Origin of the sequence: Methylobacterium phyllostachyos (assembly GCF_900103445.1) — a bacterium.
Taxonomy (GTDB): Bacteria; Pseudomonadota; Alphaproteobacteria; order Rhizobiales; family Beijerinckiaceae; genus Methylobacterium; species Methylobacterium phyllostachyos.
Window position 1 is genome coordinate 1 of sequence record NZ_FNHS01000034.1, and the last position, 19,331, is coordinate 19,331.

Annotated in this window: 16 protein-coding genes; 10 read left to right on the top strand and 6 right to left on the bottom strand. The window is 70.3% G+C overall.

Annotation, left to right across the window (positions count from 1 at the left end):
- From BLQ49_RS28315 to BLQ49_RS28355, 9 genes are all read left to right on the top strand, one after another.
- The coding region (locus BLQ49_RS28315; protein ID WP_244507801.1) for a methyl-accepting chemotaxis protein at positions 1–596 on the top strand (596 nt) is incomplete at its 5' end.
- A 126-nt stretch (positions 597–722) separates the two neighbouring features.
- The gene (locus BLQ49_RS28320) at positions 723–1,196 is read left to right on the top strand and encodes a chemotaxis protein CheW (RefSeq protein ID WP_091722893.1); all 474 of its coding nucleotides are present in this window, start codon (positions 723–725) and stop codon (positions 1,194–1,196) included.
- An 18-nt stretch (positions 1,197–1,214) separates the two neighbouring features.
- Positions 1,215–2,060 carry a CheR family methyltransferase gene (locus BLQ49_RS28325; RefSeq protein ID WP_091722896.1) on the top strand — a complete coding sequence of 282 codons (846 nt, stop codon included), beginning with the start codon at positions 1,215–1,217 and terminating at the stop codon, positions 2,058–2,060.
- Positions 2,057–3,154: a protein-glutamate methylesterase/protein-glutamine glutaminase gene (locus tag BLQ49_RS28330; protein WP_091722899.1), complete on the top strand. Its 1,098-nt coding sequence runs from the start codon at positions 2,057–2,059 to the stop codon at positions 3,152–3,154. Before BLQ49_RS28325 ends, BLQ49_RS28330 begins: the two co-directional genes overlap by 4 nt.
- A gap of 814 nt (positions 3,155–3,968) precedes the next feature.
- Positions 3,969–5,063 carry an LLM class flavin-dependent oxidoreductase gene (locus BLQ49_RS28335; protein ID WP_091722902.1) on the top strand — a complete coding sequence of 365 codons (1,095 nt, stop codon included), beginning with the start codon at positions 3,969–3,971 and terminating at the stop codon, positions 5,061–5,063.
- Entirely contained in the window at positions 5,063–6,010 is a 948-nt protein-coding gene (locus BLQ49_RS28340) for an ABC transporter substrate-binding protein (RefSeq protein ID WP_091722905.1), read from the top strand. The genes BLQ49_RS28335 and BLQ49_RS28340 overlap by 1 nt, the downstream gene beginning before the upstream one ends.
- A 19-nt stretch (positions 6,011–6,029) precedes the next feature.
- Positions 6,030–6,539 (top strand): cupin domain-containing protein, encoded by a 510-nt coding sequence (locus BLQ49_RS28345; protein WP_091722907.1) that lies wholly within the window; start codon positions 6,030–6,032, stop codon positions 6,537–6,539.
- Positions 6,540–6,558: 19 nt separating this feature from the next.
- On the top strand, positions 6,559–7,884 hold the full coding sequence (locus BLQ49_RS28350; protein ID WP_091722910.1) for an LLM class flavin-dependent oxidoreductase: 1,326 nt from the start codon (positions 6,559–6,561) through the stop codon (positions 7,882–7,884).
- 181 nt (positions 7,885–8,065) lie between these two features.
- Positions 8,066–8,563, top strand: a complete 498-nt coding sequence (locus tag BLQ49_RS28355; protein WP_091722912.1) for a peptide deformylase — start codon at positions 8,066–8,068, stop codon at positions 8,561–8,563.
- 130 nt (positions 8,564–8,693) lie between these two features.
- On the opposite strand, the gene BLQ49_RS28360 is transcribed toward BLQ49_RS28355, so the two are convergent.
- From BLQ49_RS28360 to BLQ49_RS28385, 6 genes are all read right to left on the bottom strand, one after another.
- Complete coding sequence (locus tag BLQ49_RS28360; RefSeq protein ID WP_244507802.1) at positions 8,694–9,005, bottom strand: hypothetical protein; 312 nt, start codon at positions 9,003–9,005, stop codon at positions 8,694–8,696.
- A gap of 36 nt (positions 9,006–9,041) precedes the next feature.
- Positions 9,042–9,623, bottom strand: coding sequence for an adenylate/guanylate cyclase domain-containing protein (locus BLQ49_RS28365; protein WP_244507803.1), 582 nt, complete (start codon positions 9,621–9,623; stop codon positions 9,042–9,044).
- A 109-nt stretch (positions 9,624–9,732) separates the two neighbouring features.
- Entirely contained in the window at positions 9,733–10,653 is a 921-nt protein-coding gene (locus BLQ49_RS28370) for a DMT family transporter (protein WP_091722915.1), read from the bottom strand.
- 30 nt (positions 10,654–10,683) lie between these two features.
- Entirely contained in the window at positions 10,684–11,952 is a 1,269-nt protein-coding gene (locus BLQ49_RS28375) for an arsenic transporter (RefSeq protein WP_091722917.1), read from the bottom strand.
- A gap of 67 nt (positions 11,953–12,019) precedes the next feature.
- Entirely contained in the window at positions 12,020–13,240 is a 1,221-nt protein-coding gene (locus tag BLQ49_RS28380) for a metallophosphoesterase family protein (RefSeq protein ID WP_091722921.1), read from the bottom strand.
- Positions 13,241–13,564: 324 nt separating this feature from the next.
- Entirely contained in the window at positions 13,565–14,623 is a 1,059-nt protein-coding gene (locus BLQ49_RS28385) for a helix-turn-helix domain-containing protein (protein ID WP_091722924.1), read from the bottom strand.
- A gap of 270 nt (positions 14,624–14,893) precedes the next feature.
- Here BLQ49_RS28385 and BLQ49_RS30680 point away from each other — a divergent pair.
- A partial coding sequence (locus tag BLQ49_RS30680; protein ID WP_091722931.1) for an autotransporter serine protease occupies positions 14,894–19,331 on the top strand: 4,438 nt, incomplete at its 3' end.

A 19,331-nucleotide genomic window follows, 5' to 3' on the forward strand; every position in this document is an offset into this window, starting at 1 on the left:
TGGCGCTCAACGCGGCGGTGGAAGCGGCCCGTGCGGGGGAGCACGGGCGGGGCTTTGCCGTCGTGGCGTCCGAGGTGCGCAAGCTCGCCGAGCGCAGCCAGGCGGCGGCGGCCGAGATCGGGACGCTGTCGGTCGACACGGTCAAGGCGGCGCAGCAGGCGGGCGAGATGCTGGGGCGGCTGGTGCCCGACATCAGGAAGACCGCCAGCCTGGTCGAGGAGATCTCGGCGGCATGCCGGGAGCAGGATGTCGGCTCGAGCCAGATCAACCAGGCGATCCAGCAGCTCGACAAGGTGACCCAGCAGAACGCGAGCGCGTCCGAGCAGGTCTCGGCGACGTCCGAGGAGCTAGCCGCGCAGGCGGAGCGGCTGCAGGCGACGATCGCCTACTTCCGGATCGAGGCGGCGTCGGACGTGGCAGCCGTGGTTCCGCAGTTGCGGGCTGCGGCGGCGCGGATGGCGGGGCCGACCCGGCCCGGCAAGGCGGCGGGCGCCCCGAAGGCGCGGACGCGGGCGCGTGCAGCCGGGTCGCCGGGCTTTGCCCTCGATATGGGCGAGGGCGACGCCCGCGACGCCGAGTTCATCCGCGCCGCCTGATCGACATGCGCACCGCGCCAAGTCCGGGCCCGCGCGGGCCCGGATCCCGAACTGACCGACCACCCCACCGATATGCGGACTCCCGAAGCGGGGATCCGACAGGCGGCGCCCTAGCCGGAGACCCTTATGTCTAGCGTCTGGCAGTATCTGACTCTCGGCCTCGATCGTGAGATCTTCGGGATCGACATCGAGTCCGTTCACGAGATCCTCGATTACCGGGCTCCGGCCGCCCTGCCGCACGCCCCGCCCTTCCTGGTCGGCATGATCGATGTCCGCGGGCAGAGCTACCCGGTCATCGACCTGCGGACCAAGCTCGGCCTGCCGGCAATTCCCGTGACGCCCGCCACCCGCATCATCCTGCTGAACATCCCGTTGCGGGACCGCGCCCTGCGGGTCGGCTTCGTGGCCGACCGGGTGATCGAGGTGACGGAACTCGACCGGGCCGAGATGGAATCGGCCCCCGAGGTCGGTGGCCGCTGGCGCTCGAACTACATCGCCGGCATCGGCCGCAAGGGCGATGCCTTCGTGGTGGTCTTCAACCTTGAGGCGCTCATGGCGGGCGACGATCCCGCCCTGCTCGAGCCGCCGCTCGCCGCCTGACAGCCAGGGATCGATGCCATGCCGCAGCTGAAGGACCGCCATTTCCACACGGTCGCCGATCTGATCCAGGCCCGGATCGGCATCCAGATCCCGGAGACCAAGCGCACCATGGTCGAGGGCCGGCTGCGCAAGCGCATGCGGGCGCTCGACCTCGACAGCCTCAAGGCCTACGGAGACCACCTGTTCGATGACGGGCACCTCGCGGAGGAGTTCGTCCACATCATCGACTGCGTCACCACCAACAAGACGGACTTCTTCCGGGAGCCCGCCCATTTCGAGCACCTGCGCGACGATCTGGTCCCGCTGCTCTGCCGGCGGCGGGGCGGGAACCCGCGCCTCAAGATCTGGAGCGCCGCCGCTTCGACCGGGGCGGAGGCCTACACCCTGGCGATGATCCTGCAGGACATGATCGTGGCCGGGTACGGGTTCAGCTACGCGATCCTCGGCACCGACATCTCCACGGAAGTCCTGCGCGTCGCCGCGGAGGCGATCTACCCGGAGGAGATGCTGGTGCAGATCCCGCCGGCCTTCCGACGCCGCTACGTGATGACCTCCCGGGACCCCGCGCGGAAGCTCGGGCGGATCGTGCCCGAACTGCGTAGCCACGTGCACTTCCAGCGCCTCAACCTGATGGATGCGTCCTACGCGGTCGACCAGGACGTGGACGTCATCTTCTGCCGCAACGTCCTGATCTATTTCGACAAGGACACCCAGAAGGCGGTGCTCGGCCGCCTCGCCCAGCATCTGCGGCCGGGCGGCTTCCTGATCGTCGGCCACTCGGAATCCATGGCCGGGACCGGCGTGCCGGGCCTCGAGCAGGTGTCCTCGACCATCTTCCGCAGGGCGCGGGACCTGATCCAATGAACCACCGCGATCCGACCCGCGTCCTGATCGTCGACGATTCCGCCTCGGTCCGGCAGACCCTCGTGACCATCCTGGAGGGCGCGCCCGACATCGAGGTGATCGGCACGGCCGCGGACCCGTTCATCGCGGCCCGGCGCATCCAAGAGGCGGTGCCGGACGTGATCCTCCTCGATCTGGAGATGCCGCGCATGGATGGGCTGACCTTCCTGCGGAAGATCATGGCCCAGCGGCCGATCCCCGTGATCATCTGCTCGGCCCTGACCGAGGCGGGCTCGCGGACGCTGTTCGACGTGCTGGAGGCCGGCGCCGTCGACATCGTGCCGAAGCCCCGGATCGATACCCGCCAGTTCCTGCTGGAATCCTCGGTGCGGGTCTGCGACGCGGTCCGTGCCGCGGCCCGGGCGAAGCTGCGCCCGGGCCGCCCGGAGCCGCGCCGCATTGAGAAGAAGCTGACGGCCGACGCCGTGCTGCCGGCCCCAACCCCCAACCGGGCGGTGGCCGAGACGGACCGGATCGTCTGCATCGGCGCCTCGACGGGGGGCACGGAATCGCTGCGCGACGTGCTGGAGGTACTGCCGCCGGATTGCCCGGGCCTCGTGATCGTCCAGCACATGCCCGAGCATTTCACCGCGGCCTTCGCCCGGCGGCTCGACGGCCTCTGCGCCATCGCGGTGAAGGAGGCGGAGGACGGGGACGCGGTGCTGCCCGGGCGGGCCCTGATCGCCCCCGGGGGGCGGCACATGCTGCTGCAGCGGACCGGAAACCGCTACAGCGTGTCGGTGAAGGATGGTCCCCTGGTCTCGCGGCACCGGCCTTCCGTGGACGTGCTGTTCCGGGCGGCCGCGCGCTGCGCCGGCGCCAACGCGCTCGGCGTCCTGATGACCGGGATGGGCGATGACGGCGCCACCGGCCTTCTGGAGATGCGGCGCGCCGGGGCGCTCACGGTGGCGCAGGACGAGGAGAGCTGCGTGGTCTTCGGCATGCCCAAGGAGGCGATCGAGCGGGGCGCGGCCGTGAAGGTCCTGCCGCTGGACCGGATGCACCAAGAGATCCTCCGCTTCGGTGCGATGCCGGCGCTGCGCCAGCCTGCATGAAGGCCTGAAGCCTCATCCCGGGAGGCGGACCTCCTTCGGGGCTCCGATCATCGGCGACGACACGCTCGGCGGCACGGCGCCGCCGTCCCGGTGGGCAATCGGGCAGGTGCGCGCGGTCTGAGGCCGTCGCGCCCTGATGCCGGTTCAGCGGGCAGCGGATCTGGCCGGGACCGCCGCTGGAATCGCGTCATCCCGGCCCGCACGTGCCCCGCAAGACCCCCCACGACCTGCCGGCGTGCCCCTCCGGGCTGGGTTGGCGCGCGCCGAGGGCGGATGCAGGGCGAGCGGCAGAGGGCGGCCATGACCCGGCCTACCGCCGCCTCGTCGCGCGGCGAGACGAAGCGCGTGGGCGCGGCATCGTGATCGCGAGGGTCTCGTCGCGGCGGCCCGGTCATGGCCGCATCACGACGACCCGGCCGGCCAGGGTGACGGCCTCGTTCGAACGGCACCCACCTGAGCCGCCGGAAGCATGTCCTCACCTTTGTGCGGATCGGACGATCTCATTCGCGCTTCTCCCGCATCGAACGCGGATGTTCATCCACGCGCCGGGTAGCGGGCACGGCGTGTCGCACGCGTTCGGCGCGGTCGACGTGAGGACGATCTCTCTCATCCGGGCGGTGAGGAGACGGAGCCTTCTCCGGCCGGCGCCCGCGTCAGGGTTTCCTCCTGCGCGGGTGCCGATCTTCGAAAACGCGTTTCGTTGACGCGCCGCGTGGCCGGGCGGACGATCACGGGATTCAAAGCGCTGACCGCAAACGCCTTGGCGGCTGGCCAGGACGCCCCGGCGCGCGAGCCCCGACACGGAGATCGGCCCATGAGCCCGCTGCCCCCCGATTCCGTCGAGTTCATCGGCTTCGTGGCCCCCCGCCACACCTCCGAGATCCATCCCGCCGAGGGGCCGCCGATCGACCGCGATTACCTGAAACTCCTGGCGCAGGCGCATGAATGGGGCGGGTTCGACCGGGTGCTGGTGGCGTTCTACTCCACCGCACCGGACGCGCTGCTGCTCGCCGGGCAGGTCGCCGCCGTGACGGAGCGGCTGGGGCTGATGATCGCCCACCGCACCGGCTTCACGGCCCCGACCGTGGCGGCCCGGCAATTCGCGACCCTCGACCAGCTCACCGGCGGCCGGGTCGCGATCCACGTGATCAGCGGCGGCGACGACCGGGACCTTGCCCAGGACGGCGATCACCTCACCAAGGACGAGCGCTACGCCCGCACGGGCGAATTCCTCGACATCGTCCGGCAGAGCTGGACCGCGACGGCGCCGTTCGACTACGCGGGCGCTTACTACCGGGTGGAGGGCGGCTTCTCCGAGGTGAAGCCGGTGGACGCGATCCCGGTCTATTTCGGTGGGGCCTCGCCGGCGGCGCTGGCGGTAGCCGGGCGCCACGCCGATACCTACGCCCTGTGGGGCGAGACCCACGCGCAGGTGGCCGAGCTGATCGGCCGGGTGCGGGCAGCGGCGGCGCCCCACGGCCGGGCACCGCGCTTCAGCCTCTCGGTTCGCCCGATCCTGGCTGAGACCGAGGCGCGGGCCTGGGAGCGGGCCGAGGACATCCTGGCCCGGACCCGAGCGCTCCGGGCCGCGAAGGGGCTCGGCCCGGCCGCGGTGCCGCAGAACGAGGGCTCCCGGCGGCTCCTGGCCGCCGCCGCCGCGGGGCCGCGCCACGACAAGCGGCTGTTCACCGCCATCGCGGCCGAGACCGGCGCGGCGGGCAATTCCACCGCCTTGGTCGGCACCCCCGAGCAGGTCGCCGACGCGCTGCTCGACTATCACGACCTGGGGGTGCGGACCTTCCTGATCCGCGGCTTCGACCCGCTGGAGGATGCGATCCAGTACGGGCGGGCGCTGCTGCCGGCGTTCCGGGCCGCCCTCGGGCGCCGCGGCGCGGCGGAGGCCGCGTGATGCGGGCCGGCCTCCTCGTCCTCCTGGCGTTCCTGGCGTTCCTGGCGGTCTGGCCCGCATACGCGGACGATGTTCTGCGGGTCGGCGATCAGCGCGGCAATGCCCGCGCGCTGATGGAGGCGGCCGGCGTCCTGAACGATCTGCCCTACCGCCTCGACTGGAGCGAGTTCCCGGCCGCCGCCCCCCTGCTGGAAGCGCTCAACGCCGGGGCGATCGATGCGGGCGGCGTCGGCGACGCGCCCTTCACCTTCGCGGCCGCCGCCGGTGTGCCGGTGAAGGCTTTCCTCGCCTTCCGCAACCGGCAGGACGGGCTGGCGATCCTGGTGCTGAAGGCGTCACCCCTTCGCACCGTGGCCGACCTCAGGGGCAAGCGCATCGCCACGAACCGCGGCTCGATCGGCCATCAGGTGGTGCTGGCGGCGCTGGAGGAGGCGGGCCTTCCCGCCGACAGCATCACCTTCAGCTTTTTGCCGCCGGCCGACGCCAAGATCGCCCTCGCCTCCGGAGCGGTCGACGCCTGGGCGACCTGGGAGCCCTACACCTCCACGGCCGAACTCGCCGGCCTCGTGCGGGTGGTGCGCGACGGCAACGGCATCACCCCGGGCCTGACCTTCGCGGTGGCGAGCGACGAAGCGATCCGGACCAAGCGCGCGCTGCTGACCGATTTTGGCGAACGGCTCGCCCGGGCGCGGGCCTGGGCCCTGAAGGACCCGGCGCCCTATGCCGCCGTCTGGTCGAGACTGATCGGATTGCCCGAGGCGGTGCCGCTGCGCTGGTTCGGGCGGGCCGCATACCGGGCGGTGCCGATGGACGCGGCGGTGGTGGCCGACGAGCAGCGCAACATCGACCTCTACGTGCGTGCCGGCCTGATCCCGAAGGCCCGGGCGCCGCGGGCCGAGGCGATCCTCGACACAAGCTTCTCGCAAGTCGTCACAGCCGTGCGATGATGGCCCTGGAGGATCCGACATGCACGACGACGGCAACGACCATCACACCCACGCGCACGACCACGCTACGGCCGAGCGCTGGAAGCACGACGGCGTGCGGGTGATCCCCGGCGACCGGCTCGACGCCAACACCGCCCAGACGCCCGGCATGTTCCGGCAGGCGGCGATCAACGCCGCCCGGGTCGGCGCCCAGAAGATCTGGGCCGGCACGGTGGCGATCCAGCCCGACGCCAAGACCGGCGTCCACCACCACGGCGAACTGGAGAGCGTGATCTACGTGGTCTCCGGCCGGGCGCGGATGCGCTGGGGCGAGCGGCTGGAATACGTCGCGGAGGCCGGCCCCGGCGACTTCATCTTCGTGCCGCCCTTCGTGCCCCACCAGGAGATCAACGCCTCGACCGACGAGCCCCTGCACTGCGTGCTGGTGCGCTCGGACAACGAGGCGGTGGTGGTCAACCTGCCCGACGTCGCGGCCGCCGAGGCGCCCGAGACGGTCTACTGGGTCGATCCGATCCACAAGCACCCGTAAGATATCGGAGACGGCATCGATGAGCCGGGACCGTCAGCTGCATCTCGGCGCCTTCATGCGTCCGGTGGGGATCCACACCGGGTGGTGGCGCTATCCGGGCGGCTACCCGGACGCGAACTTCAATTTCGAGCACCTGGCGCATTTCGCCCGGCGGCTGGAGGCGGCAAAGTTCGACGCCTTCTTCATGGCCGACCACTTGGCGGTGATGAACATGCCGCCGGCGGCGCTCCGCCGCTCGGCCACCGTCACGTCGTTCGATCCGCTGACCCTGCTGCCGGCGCTCGCCGTGCTGACCGAGCGGATCGGCCTGATCGCCACGGCCTCGACCACCTACAACGAGCCCTACCACGTCGCCCGCAAATTCGCCTCGCTCGACCACATCTCGAAGGGCCGGGCCGGCTGGAACCTCGTGACCTCCGGAAACCCCGACGAGGCCCATAATTTCGGCCGGGACGCCCATGTCGATCACGCCACCCGCTATGCCCGGGCGCGCGAGTTCTTCGACGTCGTGACCGGCCTGTGGGATTCCTTCGCCGACGACGCCTTCCCGATGGATCCGGAGAGCGGGCTGTTCCTCGATCCCGAGAAGATGCACGTCCTCGATCACCGGGGCGCGTTCCTGAAGGTGAAGGGCCCGCTCAACATCGCCCGGCCGGTACAGGGCTGGCCGGTGATCGTGCAGGCCGGCGCCTCGGAGGCGGGCAAGCAGATCGCCGCCGAGACCGCCGAGATGGTGTTCGGCTCCGGCTCGACCCTTGAAGCCGCCCAGGCCTTTTACGCCGACGTGAAGGGCCGGATGCCGGCGGCCGGGCGCGATCCGGACCAGCTCAAGATCCTGCCGGGCTGCTTCGTGGTGCTCGGCGAGACCGAGGCCGAGGCGCAGGCCAAGAAGGCGCGGCTCGACGACCTCGTCCATCCCGATAGCGGGCTCGCCAACCTGTCGGTGCGCCTTGGCGTCGATGCCTCCGGCTTTGACCTCGACGCGCCGCTGCCCGAGATCCCCGAGACCAATGCCAGCAAGAGCGGGCAGGCGCAGATCGTCGAATACGCGCGGCGCACCGGTGCGACCGTGCGGGAGCTCGCCCGCAAGGTCGGCGGCTATGGCGGGTTGCAGATGGTCGGTACGCCGGCCCAGGTCGCCGACCGGATGGAGGAATGGCTGGAGACCCGCGCCTGCGACGGCTTCAACGTCATGTTCCCCTTCGTGCCGGAGGGGCTCGACGACGTGGTCGACCGGCTCGTCCCGGAGTTGCAGCGGCGAGGCCTGTTCCGCCGGGACTACGCCGGCACGACCCTGCGCGACCATCTGGGCTTGGCGCGGCCCGCCAACCGGTTCTTCGCCTGAAGCGCGACCGCGTGCCATCGACCCGGGATCCCGAACGGCGCGCAGCCCGACAGCAGGGCGCTGCCCCGCACCCGCAAACGGGCCCGGACCTTCTGAAGCCGGGTCTTTGCGCATGCGTTTGCGGGCCGGATCGGCCACGCTAGAGGGAAGCGGACACCACACCGTCCCAGGTAGACCGACCATGCCGGCCCGCCCCCTCGTTCTGTTCCCGGATCCGCGCCTCGCTCAACCGGCTGCCCCGGTCGAGACGTTCGGACCGGACCTGCGGACGCTCGTCGCCGATATCTGGGACACCTTGCGGGAGGCCAGCGCGATCGGCCTCACCGCCCCACATATCGGCGTGCCCGCGCGGGTCGTGGTGATCCGGATGACGCCGGAGGCGGATTGGTGCGTCTACGTGAACCCGGTGATCCTGCGGGCGTCCCCTGAGACGGCGACCCACGACGAGGGCAGCGTCAGCATGCCGGGGGTGCGGGAACGGATCACCCGACCCGCAGAGGTACGGTTCAGTTATCGCGACCTTGACGGAACAGCCTACGAGGAGACGGCAAACGGCTTTTCGGCCGCCGTCGTGCAGCACGAGATCGACCAGCTCGACGGCGTCTTCTGGATCGACCGCCTGTCACGCCTGAAGCGGGATCGCCTGCTCAAGCGGTTCGGGAAGCTTAAACCGGCCTAGGGCGTCCTCCGCCCGAAAGGACACCGGTTGGGCGCAGGCGCGCGTGTCAACATCAGGACTGAGCGCCGTGTCCGGTCGCATCCGCGCCGCCTGAGGACTTCCGGAGAACCGAAGGGTCGACCCAACGCCCTCAGCGCAGGGCCAGCATCTGGACGGCGTGCGCCGCGACGTTCTGCACCGCCGGCATGTCGTACGCGTAGACGCGCCCGGCCAGGATCACCACGGCAAGCGTCCAGAACACGGCACCGGCGACGCGCCGGGCCGTCCGGTCACCGGTGGCTTCCGGGCAGACGCGCGCAACCCCGTCCGTGACGGGCTCGCCGAACGGATCGAAGGCTGTCGGCCGGGCTTCGGGATACGTGCGCATATCGGGAATGTCGCCCCCGGGGTGGTCGTCCGCAATGGACGCGTCTTTCGTATTTTCCTGCGCGGGGAGATTCATGTTCTCGGTTCTTATGGCGTCACGAACATCTTCTTCTCAGGTGCCGATCCGGGGGCCGGGCGGACGCGAATCCTCTTCCCGGACTTGGCCGGAGCCGGGCGGATCCAGCGCCGCGGGGGTGTGGTAGGGCATCCGCTCCCGGCGGCCGCGCAGGGGCTTGCGGCTGACCTCGCGCCACGCCCCCGCGGGCTCCCCGGTGGCATGGCGTGCCGCCTCCGAGGCCAGGATCGGGACGCCGTGGAGCTTGGCCGCCTGCGCCAGGCGGGCGGCGACGTTGACCGCATCGCCCAGCACCGTGAACTCGTAGCGCGCCTCCTCGCCGATGATCCCGCAGAGGACCGCGCCGTAATGGACGCCGATGCCGATGCGGATGGCCTCGGCCTCAGCGGTCCAGTGGGCGATCACCCCGACGAGGTCCCGGGCGAAGGTGAGGGCCCGGGCGTCGTCGGGCCGGGGCTTGGGCAGGTCGAACACCACCGGGGCGCCAGCACCGATGAACTTGTCGACCCCGCCGCCGCGCAGCCGGGCGAGGCGCGTGATCCGGCGCCGGAACGCGGAGAGGCGGTGCGGGTCCAGGCTCTCGACCAGGGCGGTGGAGCCGCGCATGTCGGCGAACACGATGGCGGCCTGCTGCCGCCACCCCGCCCGCGCCCAGCAGGCTGGCGCCGGCGCGGCGCAGAACCTCGCGGCGCAGCATTCAGGCGGGGAAGGCCCACATCCCGGCCGCTCAGAACAGGGAGATCAGCACGATTCCGGCGACCATCACGGCGGCACCGATGAGGCGCGGCGTGCCGGCCTTGACCTGCTTCATGCCGCACCAGCCGAAATGGTCGAGCGCCACCGAGGTGAGCAGGTTGGCGGTGATCAAGAGGCCATTGAAGGCGCCGGCCCCGACCTTGTCGACGAAGAGCAGCCCGGCGAACACCGCCACCGCCCCGGTGATGCCGGCGAGCGGCATCCACCAGCGGACGCCCGCGATATCGTCCCGGTTGGGCAGCGGCGACGGGCGCAGCAGAAAGATCAGCGCGAACACGAACACGACGGGGATGAAGGAGACCGTCGCGGCGAGCCAGGGATTCTCCAGGGCGCCCCGAAGCTGGGCGTTCCAGACCACGCCGATCGCCATGAGGGCGCCGGCCACGAGGATGAACGGGTAGAGCAGCTTGCCGCCGATGCCGCCCTCGCCGCCCTCGCTCTTGCCGCCGGACTTCGCGATGAAGGTCACGCCCACCGCCATCAGCAGACCGCCGAGCCAGGCCATCGGCTTGAAGCCCGAGGCCTGAAGGCCGAACAGGCCGAAGGCGTCCATCGCCAGCGAGGTGAGGATGTTGGCGGTGAGCGTCAGGCCGTTGAACGGCCCGGCGCCGACCTTGTCGATGAAGGCGAGGCCGCCGAACACCGCTACCGCGCCGGCCACGCCCCCAAGCGGGGCGTACCAGGGCATCTTGCTCAGGCTGTCGAGGTTCGGCAGCGGCGTCGGCATCGTGAAGAACAGGGTTGCGAACACGAAGACGATCGGCAGGAACGACACCGTCGCGGCGAGCCAGGGATTGACCAGCTTGCCCCTCAGCTGCGCGTTCATGGCGTTGCCGAGCGCCTGCAACGCGCCGGCCACCAGGATGAAGGGATAGAGGAGGGCAGCCGTCACGCGCGGACCTTGGGGTTCTCGGGGCGGAAATCAGACGAGGAGCAGGCCGGCCAGCGCCAGCACGAGGGCCGGCGGCATCACCAGCAGGCCGAGCTTGAGGAAGGTCCAGGCGCCGACATCCTGGCCCTCGCGGCGGATGGCGGTGAGCCAGAGGATCGTGGCGAGCGAGCCCGTCACCGAGAGGTTCGGGCCGAGATCGACGCCGACCAGGATGGCGCCCGCGACCTTCTCGGGCACCTGGGCGGTGTGGACGGCGGCGCCCGCGATCAGCCCGGCTGGCAGGTTGTTGACGAGGTTGCACAGCACCGCGATCAGCCCGCCCGCCCCCCAGGCGGTCTCCGTCGGGGCGGCGTGGGCGTAGCCCTTGAGCAGGTCCGCCAGCATGGCGAGCACGCCGGTCTTCTCCAGGGCCTCCACCAGCACGAACAGGCCGGCCACCAGCGGCAGCACGCTCCACGACACGTCCTTGGCGACCTCCACGAGGCCGCCGCGCTTGAGCAGGAGCACGACGATGGTCGTGGCCAAGCCCGCCACGAACGTCGGCAGGCCGAGATCGAGCCCGAGCGCGGAGGCGCCGATCAGCACGCCGCCGGTCGCCACGATGCCGATCCCCGCCACGAGGCCGGTACGCGAAAGCGATGCAGCCTCGACATCGGTCGCCACGCTCTGCCCGCGCAGGGACTTGGCCTGGGTCAGGCGCAAAACCGCGTAGGTCGTCACGATGGCCAGAACCGAGGGCAGGGCGAACAGGGTCAGCCAGCGCATCAGCGGCGGCATGTGGTCGGCGAAGACCACGAGGTTGGCGGGATTCGAGATCGGCAGCACGAAGCTCGCCGCGTTGGCGATGAAGGCGCAGATGAACAGGTAGGGGAGCGGGTTCTCGACCTTGGCGGCCTTGGTGGCGGCGTAGACGGCCGGCGTCAGCACCACCGCGCAGGCGTCGTTCGACAGGAACACCGTGACGACGGTGCCGACGAGGTAGACCAGGGTGAACAGCCGCGCCGCCGAACCCTTGGCGGCGCGCACCGCGATCGAAGCCAGCCAGTCGAACAGGCCCTCCTTCCGGGCGACCTCCGACATCAGCATCATGCCGACGAGGAACAGGTAGACGTCGGTGCCCTTGAGGACGCCCGCCCAGGCGGTGGCGGGGGCGAGCAGCCCGAGGGCGACGAGGGCGCCGGCGCCGAGCACGGCCCAGATTGCCTCCGGCCAGGAGAATGGCCGCAGGATGACGCCGAGCGTCGCGAGGGCCGTGATCGCCCAGGTGGTGATGTTGGGGGACAGCGTCAGCGCGCCCATCGGTTCCGGTGGTCCTGTATCGGGTGAGTCGGGAAACGGATGTCTGCAGCGTTTTGGATGGCGCGCGCTACCAGTCCCGGCCGTTGCGGTTGGGGCCGAGCTGGTCGCCGCGGATGCCCTTGCCGGGCCAGGCCTCCGTGCGGAACGCGTCGCTGCCCGGGCGCTCCGGGGCGGGTGGCGGCGTGAACCCGCACGAGACGGGCTCGATCGTCTCGGTGTCGCTGCCGCCCGTGCCGTCCGCCACCGTGACCGTGAGGCGCTGCGCGCCGTCTGGCCACGGGATCTGCGCCTCGACGATGCGCGGGCCGGCCGGACGCATCGGGTGGGCCGGGCCGCCGTCGACGTGGGCTTGGCAGGACCAGGCCGCCTGCGGGGCGTTCGAGAGCACGAGGGCCCGCACCGTGATCGTCCCGCCGGGTCCGAGGGGCTCCGTGGCGAGGCGCCGGTCGGCCGGGCTCGTGATCATGACGAAGGGCAGGCCCTGGTCCAGGGGCTTGAACCGCCAGCTCGTTACGGCCCCGTCGATGGCGGCGACCGCGTAGCCCACCGCGCCCTCCTCGTTCTGTCCGACCGAGCGGGCCGCGGCGTAGAGCGTGCGGCCATCATGGGCGAGCTCGTTGTAGTGGGTGTGGCCCATCTCGACGAGGCGCACGCCGTGGCTGCGGATCAGGCCGGCGAGTTCCGTCGTCTCCTCCGGGACCTGTAGGTCGTCCGGATAGGTGTGGGCGAAGACCGCGCAGGGCAGGCCGTCCCGGTCGGCCGCCGCGAGTTCGGTCCTGAGCCATTCGCGCTGGTCGGGGCCGAGCCGGAAATCGAGGCCGAATCCCTTCCGGCCGTAGCCGGCGCTGATCATGTCGAGGAACAGGCAGCGCACCCCGGCGATGGTCTCGGCGAAGTAATATTGCGGCACGGGATCGGGCTGCCCGGACTTGGACAAGGCATGATCGTGTGCGCGGTGGCCGCCGCCCTGCGCGCTGCCCATCATCTGCGTGAACAGGGCATCGAAGTCCGTCATCGTGCCGTGCTGGCGGTCGTGATCGCCCGCGATCAGGCGGACCGGCAGGCTCGGATGGGCCGCCAGGGCCTCGATCAGGATCGCGTACTGGGCCGCCCGCCCATCCTCGGCGAGGTCGCCCGGCAGGTAGGCGAAATCGAGGAGGCCGCGCCCGTAGAGGCCGTCGATCTCGGCGAGGATCGCCCGCAGGTCATCGGCGTTCCGGTCGGCCCCGCCCTCCAGGTGCAGGTCGCCGATATGCGCGAAGGCGAACACATCGTGCGTCTCACGCATGAGGCGCCCACCCGATCAACCTGCCTGTCCCGCCCATCATCGCGCCCTCCGGACAGCCCCCCACGCGGTGGCCGTCAGCGTTGCGAACGGCCCGACGCCCCGGACGCGGTCAGGTTCCGCTGGCGGGTCTCAGGCCCGCGGTGGCGGAACCTAAATTTTCGTGATCCCCGCCAGGTCGCCGCACAGATCCCCGAAAGTGTCGTGAAAACGGACGGTCTGTGTCTGCTTGCTGGACACATGCCTGGCCTTCACGACGACACGGGCCGATTGGCCGAACGCTGTCCGGACCGTGGCGCGGATTGCGGATCATCGGTGCGGAGATCGTCAAAGGCTCTCGATCCAGCTGCGCAGGACCGTCCCGGGCGCGGGGTCCAGGTCACCGCCCAGGCGGAGCGGACCGGCGACACTGGGAACGAAGCCGAACCGGCGCTTGAACGCGCGGCGGAAGGTCCGCTCGTCCGTGAAGCCGACCGCGTAGGCGACCTGCGCGATGCGGGCGGGCCGCGACCCGTCATCCCGCACGAGCATCCGCATGGCGGCCATCAAGCGGCGGTCGCGGATATAGGCGACGATGCCGTTCGGCGCGAACATCCGGTAGAGCGTCGAGCGCGACAGGCCGAGCTGCGTGGCGATCAGGGTTGGCGTGAGCTTCGGGTTGCTGAGTTCCGCCTCGATGAAGCGGCGGATCCGGATCCGGATGTCCTGGCTGGCCTCGGGGCGTCCATCCGCCTGCCCGCGCAGCCAGCTCGCGCAGAGCTGCACGATCGCGGTCGAGGCCGACAGGGCCTCGCGCGGGTCGAGCAGCTCGCCGCACGCAACGACATTCGCCACGAAATTGTGAACCAGCCGCCCGAACGGATCCTGGTCGTGGTCGATGGCCCGGCCGTGCAGGGCCGCCGGGTAGCAGCCGTGATCCTCCAGCAGGGCGCGCGGGATCAGGACGTTCGTGGCATCCACGGCATCGGCGACGATGCGCACCGGCTGAGCCAGATCGAACACGATGCACTGCACGTCGGTGACCGGATTGGCCCGGCGCTCCGTCTCCACCTCGCTGCGTCCCTTGCGGTAGAATTGCAGCAGGATGTGATCGATGCCCTGCCGGCTGATCATCTCCGGTGTCCGCACCAGGATGTGGGCCGGCGCCGTCACGTCGCCGATCAGAAGCTCGCCGAGGTGATACCCGTGCATGGAGATCGGGATCGTGAGATCGGTCTCCGGGCGGAAGCTCACCGTGAAGATCGGCGCGAGATGACTCTGCCACGCGGGACCGATGGCAGCTGGATCCTGAGGCGGTTCGAAGCGGTGGATCGCGACGCCCCCGGCGGTCGTCGTGGCGCGGCCCGACGCTGCGTCCCCGACCGGATCTGATGTGTCAGACGACATGCCGGCAGCCCGATCAGCGGACACGCTTGGCCGGGTCAATCCCGCCCCGCCCGTGGGACACGTCCGGTGATCCCCAGCAACGAATCAGGTGGCGGATCTCAGGGCTGTTCATGGACGGCACGCGCGACGGGCAATCCATCTCAGGTAAGGGTACCGTCGTCTCAAGTCTACTGCCGCCAAACTTGCTGTTGCCGTAAAGTTACAGCTTCACAACGAGCGATAAGGTAATGCAATAGGATTATCGTTCTACGACGTCGGAAGGGATTTGTAATGTCTATTCGAGCTGATTATTCTATTATCAGCTCTGAGAGTTTGAATAAAGCGAGACATATTGTTGCGTCGGGCCGAAAAAAGCAGTCGGTACGGGCGGGATATTTGCTCGGGTGCTCGCTCGCTGCGCTCCTAGTCGCCCTGGGGCCAGTCGCGGCGGAGGAGGACGGTCTGCGGCCGGAGCAGTCGCCCTCGACGATCGATGCCTCGGGCCGGCCGCTCACGGCGGCGGACTTCCGGACCTGGGATGCCTACAAAGGGGATTGGGGGCTCCGGGCGATCAACGCCGCGGAAGCCTATGCGCGCGGCTTCACCGGTCTCGACGTCCCGGTGGCGGTCGTCGACACCGGTATCGATCCGAATCACCCGAAATTCACGGGGCGGATTTCAGACGCCTCACGTAATTTCTGGCTTCCAGAATTCGTCGCGCCGAATGGGCAATCGAGCGAGACGATCGTGGTCGATGTCAACAATCACGGCACGCATGTGTCGGGAACAGTCGGGGCCTCTCCAAGGGGTGGAGAGATGATGGGCGTCGCTTTCGAGAGCCAGATCCTGTCGCTCAATGCAATCGCAAGCAAAAACGATCTGGATATAATCCACGCCCGCTACGGACAACACGTAACTGGCACCAGCACGTCTGCGGCGATCGAATACGCGATCGACCAGGGCGCTCGAGTCCTGAATGGAAGTTATGGCCCTGTATATCCCCAACGAAGAAATCAGGATGGAACACCAAACAAAGACTACGTTCTATTCAATCAGCAGTATTTTTTTAATGAAGATGATTATGAATCGATCCTGAAGGGGGCGAAGAAAGACCTCCTGTTCGTTTTTTCTGCAGGGAATGATTTTAGAGACCAGCCGAAGATCGCATTGAATCCTTACGGCAATGCTCTGTTCCCCTACATCAAACCCAGCAACGCTTTGACAAATGTTTATGATATCAATGGTGGGGGAATATCGGCCAATCTGGAAACGAATTTCTCTAACGTAAACGGGTATATCATTGCCGTTGTGGCAACCGATGAGAACAACAAGATCGCGCGTTTCAGCAATCGCTGCGGGGTCGCGGCGGCTTGGTGTATCGCAGCGCCGGGCGTGAAAATCTATTCGACTGTCCCTGGGGGCGGCTACGACAGCTATCAGGGAACCTCGATGGCCGCCCCCCACGTGGCTGGTGCGGCGGCGGTGTTGCGCCAAGCCTTCCCGTTCCTGACGGCGCCGCAGATCGCAGAGACGATGTTCACCACCGCGACGCCTCTGGGTGATCGGGCGATCTACGGTTGGGGCCTCTTGAACCTGGGCAAGGCGATCGACGGCCCGGGCCAGTTCACCGCCGACTGGACGGTGAACACCACCTATAACGGGCAAGCCTATTACGGCACCTTCGCCAACGCCATTTCCGGCGTGGGCGGCCTGACCAAGATCGGCGCCGGTACCCTCGAACTATCCGGCGACAACACCTACGCGGGTGGCACACAGGTCTATGGCGGCTCCCTGGCGGTGTGGCGCGACCGCAACCTCGGCGCGGACGGCACCGGCCTCACCCTTGGCAACGGCGGCCGGCTGCGCGTCCTGGCGGACGGTTTCGCCACCGCACGCCCGATCACTCTTGATGGCGATGGCGGCCTGCGCATCGACAGCGGCAGCTCGACCTTCGCGAGCGTGATCACGGACGGGTCCGAGCCGGGTTTTCTTCTTAAGGACGGCTCCGGCACGGCGGTGCTGACGGCGGCCAACACATATGCCGGCGGCACCTCGGTGAGGGCCGGCACGCTGGCGCTGACGGCGACCAGCCGCCTCGTATCCCCGGTGTCGGTCGGGCCCGATGGCGGCTTCGCCAACGCCGGACTCGCCTCCGGCGGCGTCGCCAACGCCGGCACCTTGGCGAACACGGGCACGATCAACGGCGGCCTGAGCAACACCGGCCGGACCCAGAACGCTGGCGTCATCACGGGCGGCGTATCGAACGGCGGCATCCTGGCCACCAGCGGCACCATCTCCGGCGGCCTGAGCAACGCCGGGCTGGTCCAGAACACCGGCGCGATCGCGGGCGGCGTGTCGAACAGCGGCACACTGGCCACCTCCGGCACGATCGCGGGCGGGCTCACCAACACCGGCACGATGCTCGCCAGCGCCGGCCGCATCGACGGTGCCATCGCCAACAAGGCCGGCACCGTCACGGTCGCCGGGGCGGTGGCCAGCGACGGCACCTTCGCCAACGCCGCCGGTGCGACCCTCGCGGTCTCCGGCACGGGCGCCTACAGCCTCGCAGGCCCCCTCACCAATGCCGGCGCCGTCACGGTCGCGCAGAATGCCAGCCTCACCGCGCCCGCCGGCCTGAGCAATGCCGGGCTCGTCGCCAGCGACGGCGTCCTCACCACCGACCTCACCAACTCCGGCACCGCCCGCCTCTCCGGCCAGCTCAACGGCGCGCTCACCAACACCGGCAGCCTCCTCTTCACCGGGCCGCTCGCCGGGCTCACCAGCCTGACCAATGCCGGCCCGCTCGACCTCGGCGGCACCGCCCTCACCCTCGCCAGCCTGGCCGGCACCGCCTCCGGCGTGATCGGCAACGGCGCCCTCACGGTCAGCGGATCGACCGATTCGACCTATGCCGGCGCCATCCTGGAGAGCACCAGCCCGACCCGCCTGACCAAGGCCGGATCCGGCACCCTCAAGCTCACCGGCACCGGCCGCTTCTCCGGACCGACCACGATCCAGGCCGGCACGCTCTCGCTCAACGGCCTCTGGGCCTCGCCGGTGACGGTCGCGGCCGCAGGCACCCTGCGCGGCATCGGCACGGTCGCAGGCCCCGTCACCGTGGCGGGCGCCCTGCGGCCGGGCAACTCGCCGGGCACGCTCACGGTCCTCGGCCCGGTCGCCTTCGCGTCCGGCAGCCTGTTCGGCCTCGACATCGACGGAATCGGCACCGGCACCGGCGCGGGCCGCTACGCCCGCCTGCTGGCGCTAGGTCCGAGCGGTGCGGTCGCGGCCAACGGCACCCTGGCGCCGGTGCTGCGCGGCATCACCGGCGACGCCACCAACGCCTACACCCCGGCGCTCGGCCAGCGCTTCGGCGTGCTGACCGCCCAAGCCGGGCTGACCGGCGCGTTCACCGGGCTGGCCCAGCCGACGGCGGGGCTGGCCGCCGGCACCCGGTTCGATGCGCTCTACCGCGCCACCGGCCTCGACCTCGTGGTCACGCCCGCCGCCTACGGCAACCTCGCCGGGCTCGGGCTCACCCAGACCGGCAACGCGCAGGCCGTGGGCGCAGCGCTCGACGCCGCCCGCCCGGCCGCGGGCACGCGGCCGGACCCGGATCGGGCGCGGGTGTTCGACGCGCTCTACGCGGCGGGTCCGGCCACGCTGCCGGGGGGGCTGGCGAGCCTGTCGGGCCAGGCCTACGGCGACGCCGTGATGGCCGATCTCGCCGCGCGCCGGCTGGTGACCGACACGATCGACCGGCACCTGCGCGGCCAGGGCGGCGGGGCGGCTTCGCTCAGCGCGGGCGATCCGGGGCTCGGCCCGAACCGCTCGGCGCTGCAGATGCGCGGCGCGGCGGGCGCGCCGGACCAGCCGCTGGCGTCCGGCGAGGGCCGGGTCTGGGCGGAGGCGCTGTACGGGTTCGGCGCCCGCGCGAGCGACCGCGCGGCGGGCGGGGCGGCTCTCGACGCGGGTGGTCTGGTGCTCGGCGTCGACCGGCAGGTCGCATCGGGCCACGGGGCCGACACGCTGGTGGGCGGCGCGTTCAGCTACCTGCGCGAGACCGGCACTGGGCGAGGCCAGGGCTTCGGGCTCGGGCGGAGCGCGGCCGACAGCTACGGCGGCACGCTGTATGCCAGCACGCGGCTGGGTGCCGTGATCCTGCGCGGCACGGCGGGCCTGTCCTACGCGGACGGCCGGATCGACCGGACGGTGGCTCTGGGCACGGGCGTGTCGCGGGCGAGCGGACTGGCCTCGGGCTGGGACGCGGGGGTGTCGGGCTTTGCCGGGTACGCGCTGGCGACCGGCCTGCCGGTCGAGCTCGTGCCGGAGGTGGGCGTCAGCTACGACCGCCTGACCCGGGCGCGGGTGGCGGAGCGGGGCGGTCTGGCGAGCCAGAGCTTCGCCACCGCCGGCCTCGACGGTGCGCGCGTGCTTGTGGGCGGGCGTCTGGCGAGCCTGGAGGTCGAAGGCACGGCGGGCCTGCGCCTGGAGGGCCGGGCCTACTGGGCGCATGAGCTCGCTGACACGTTCGCGACGGTGCGCTCGAGCCTGTTCGGGGTGCCGTTCGCGACGCGCACCAGCGCGCTGGGACGGGACGGGGCGGTGCTCGGTGTGAGCCTGACCGGTCCGGTGGCCGAAGGCGTGCTGCTGTCGCTGAGCTACACCGGCGACGTGCGGCCCGGCGCCAACGCTCAAGTCGTCTCGGCCGGCCTCCAGGCCCGCTGGT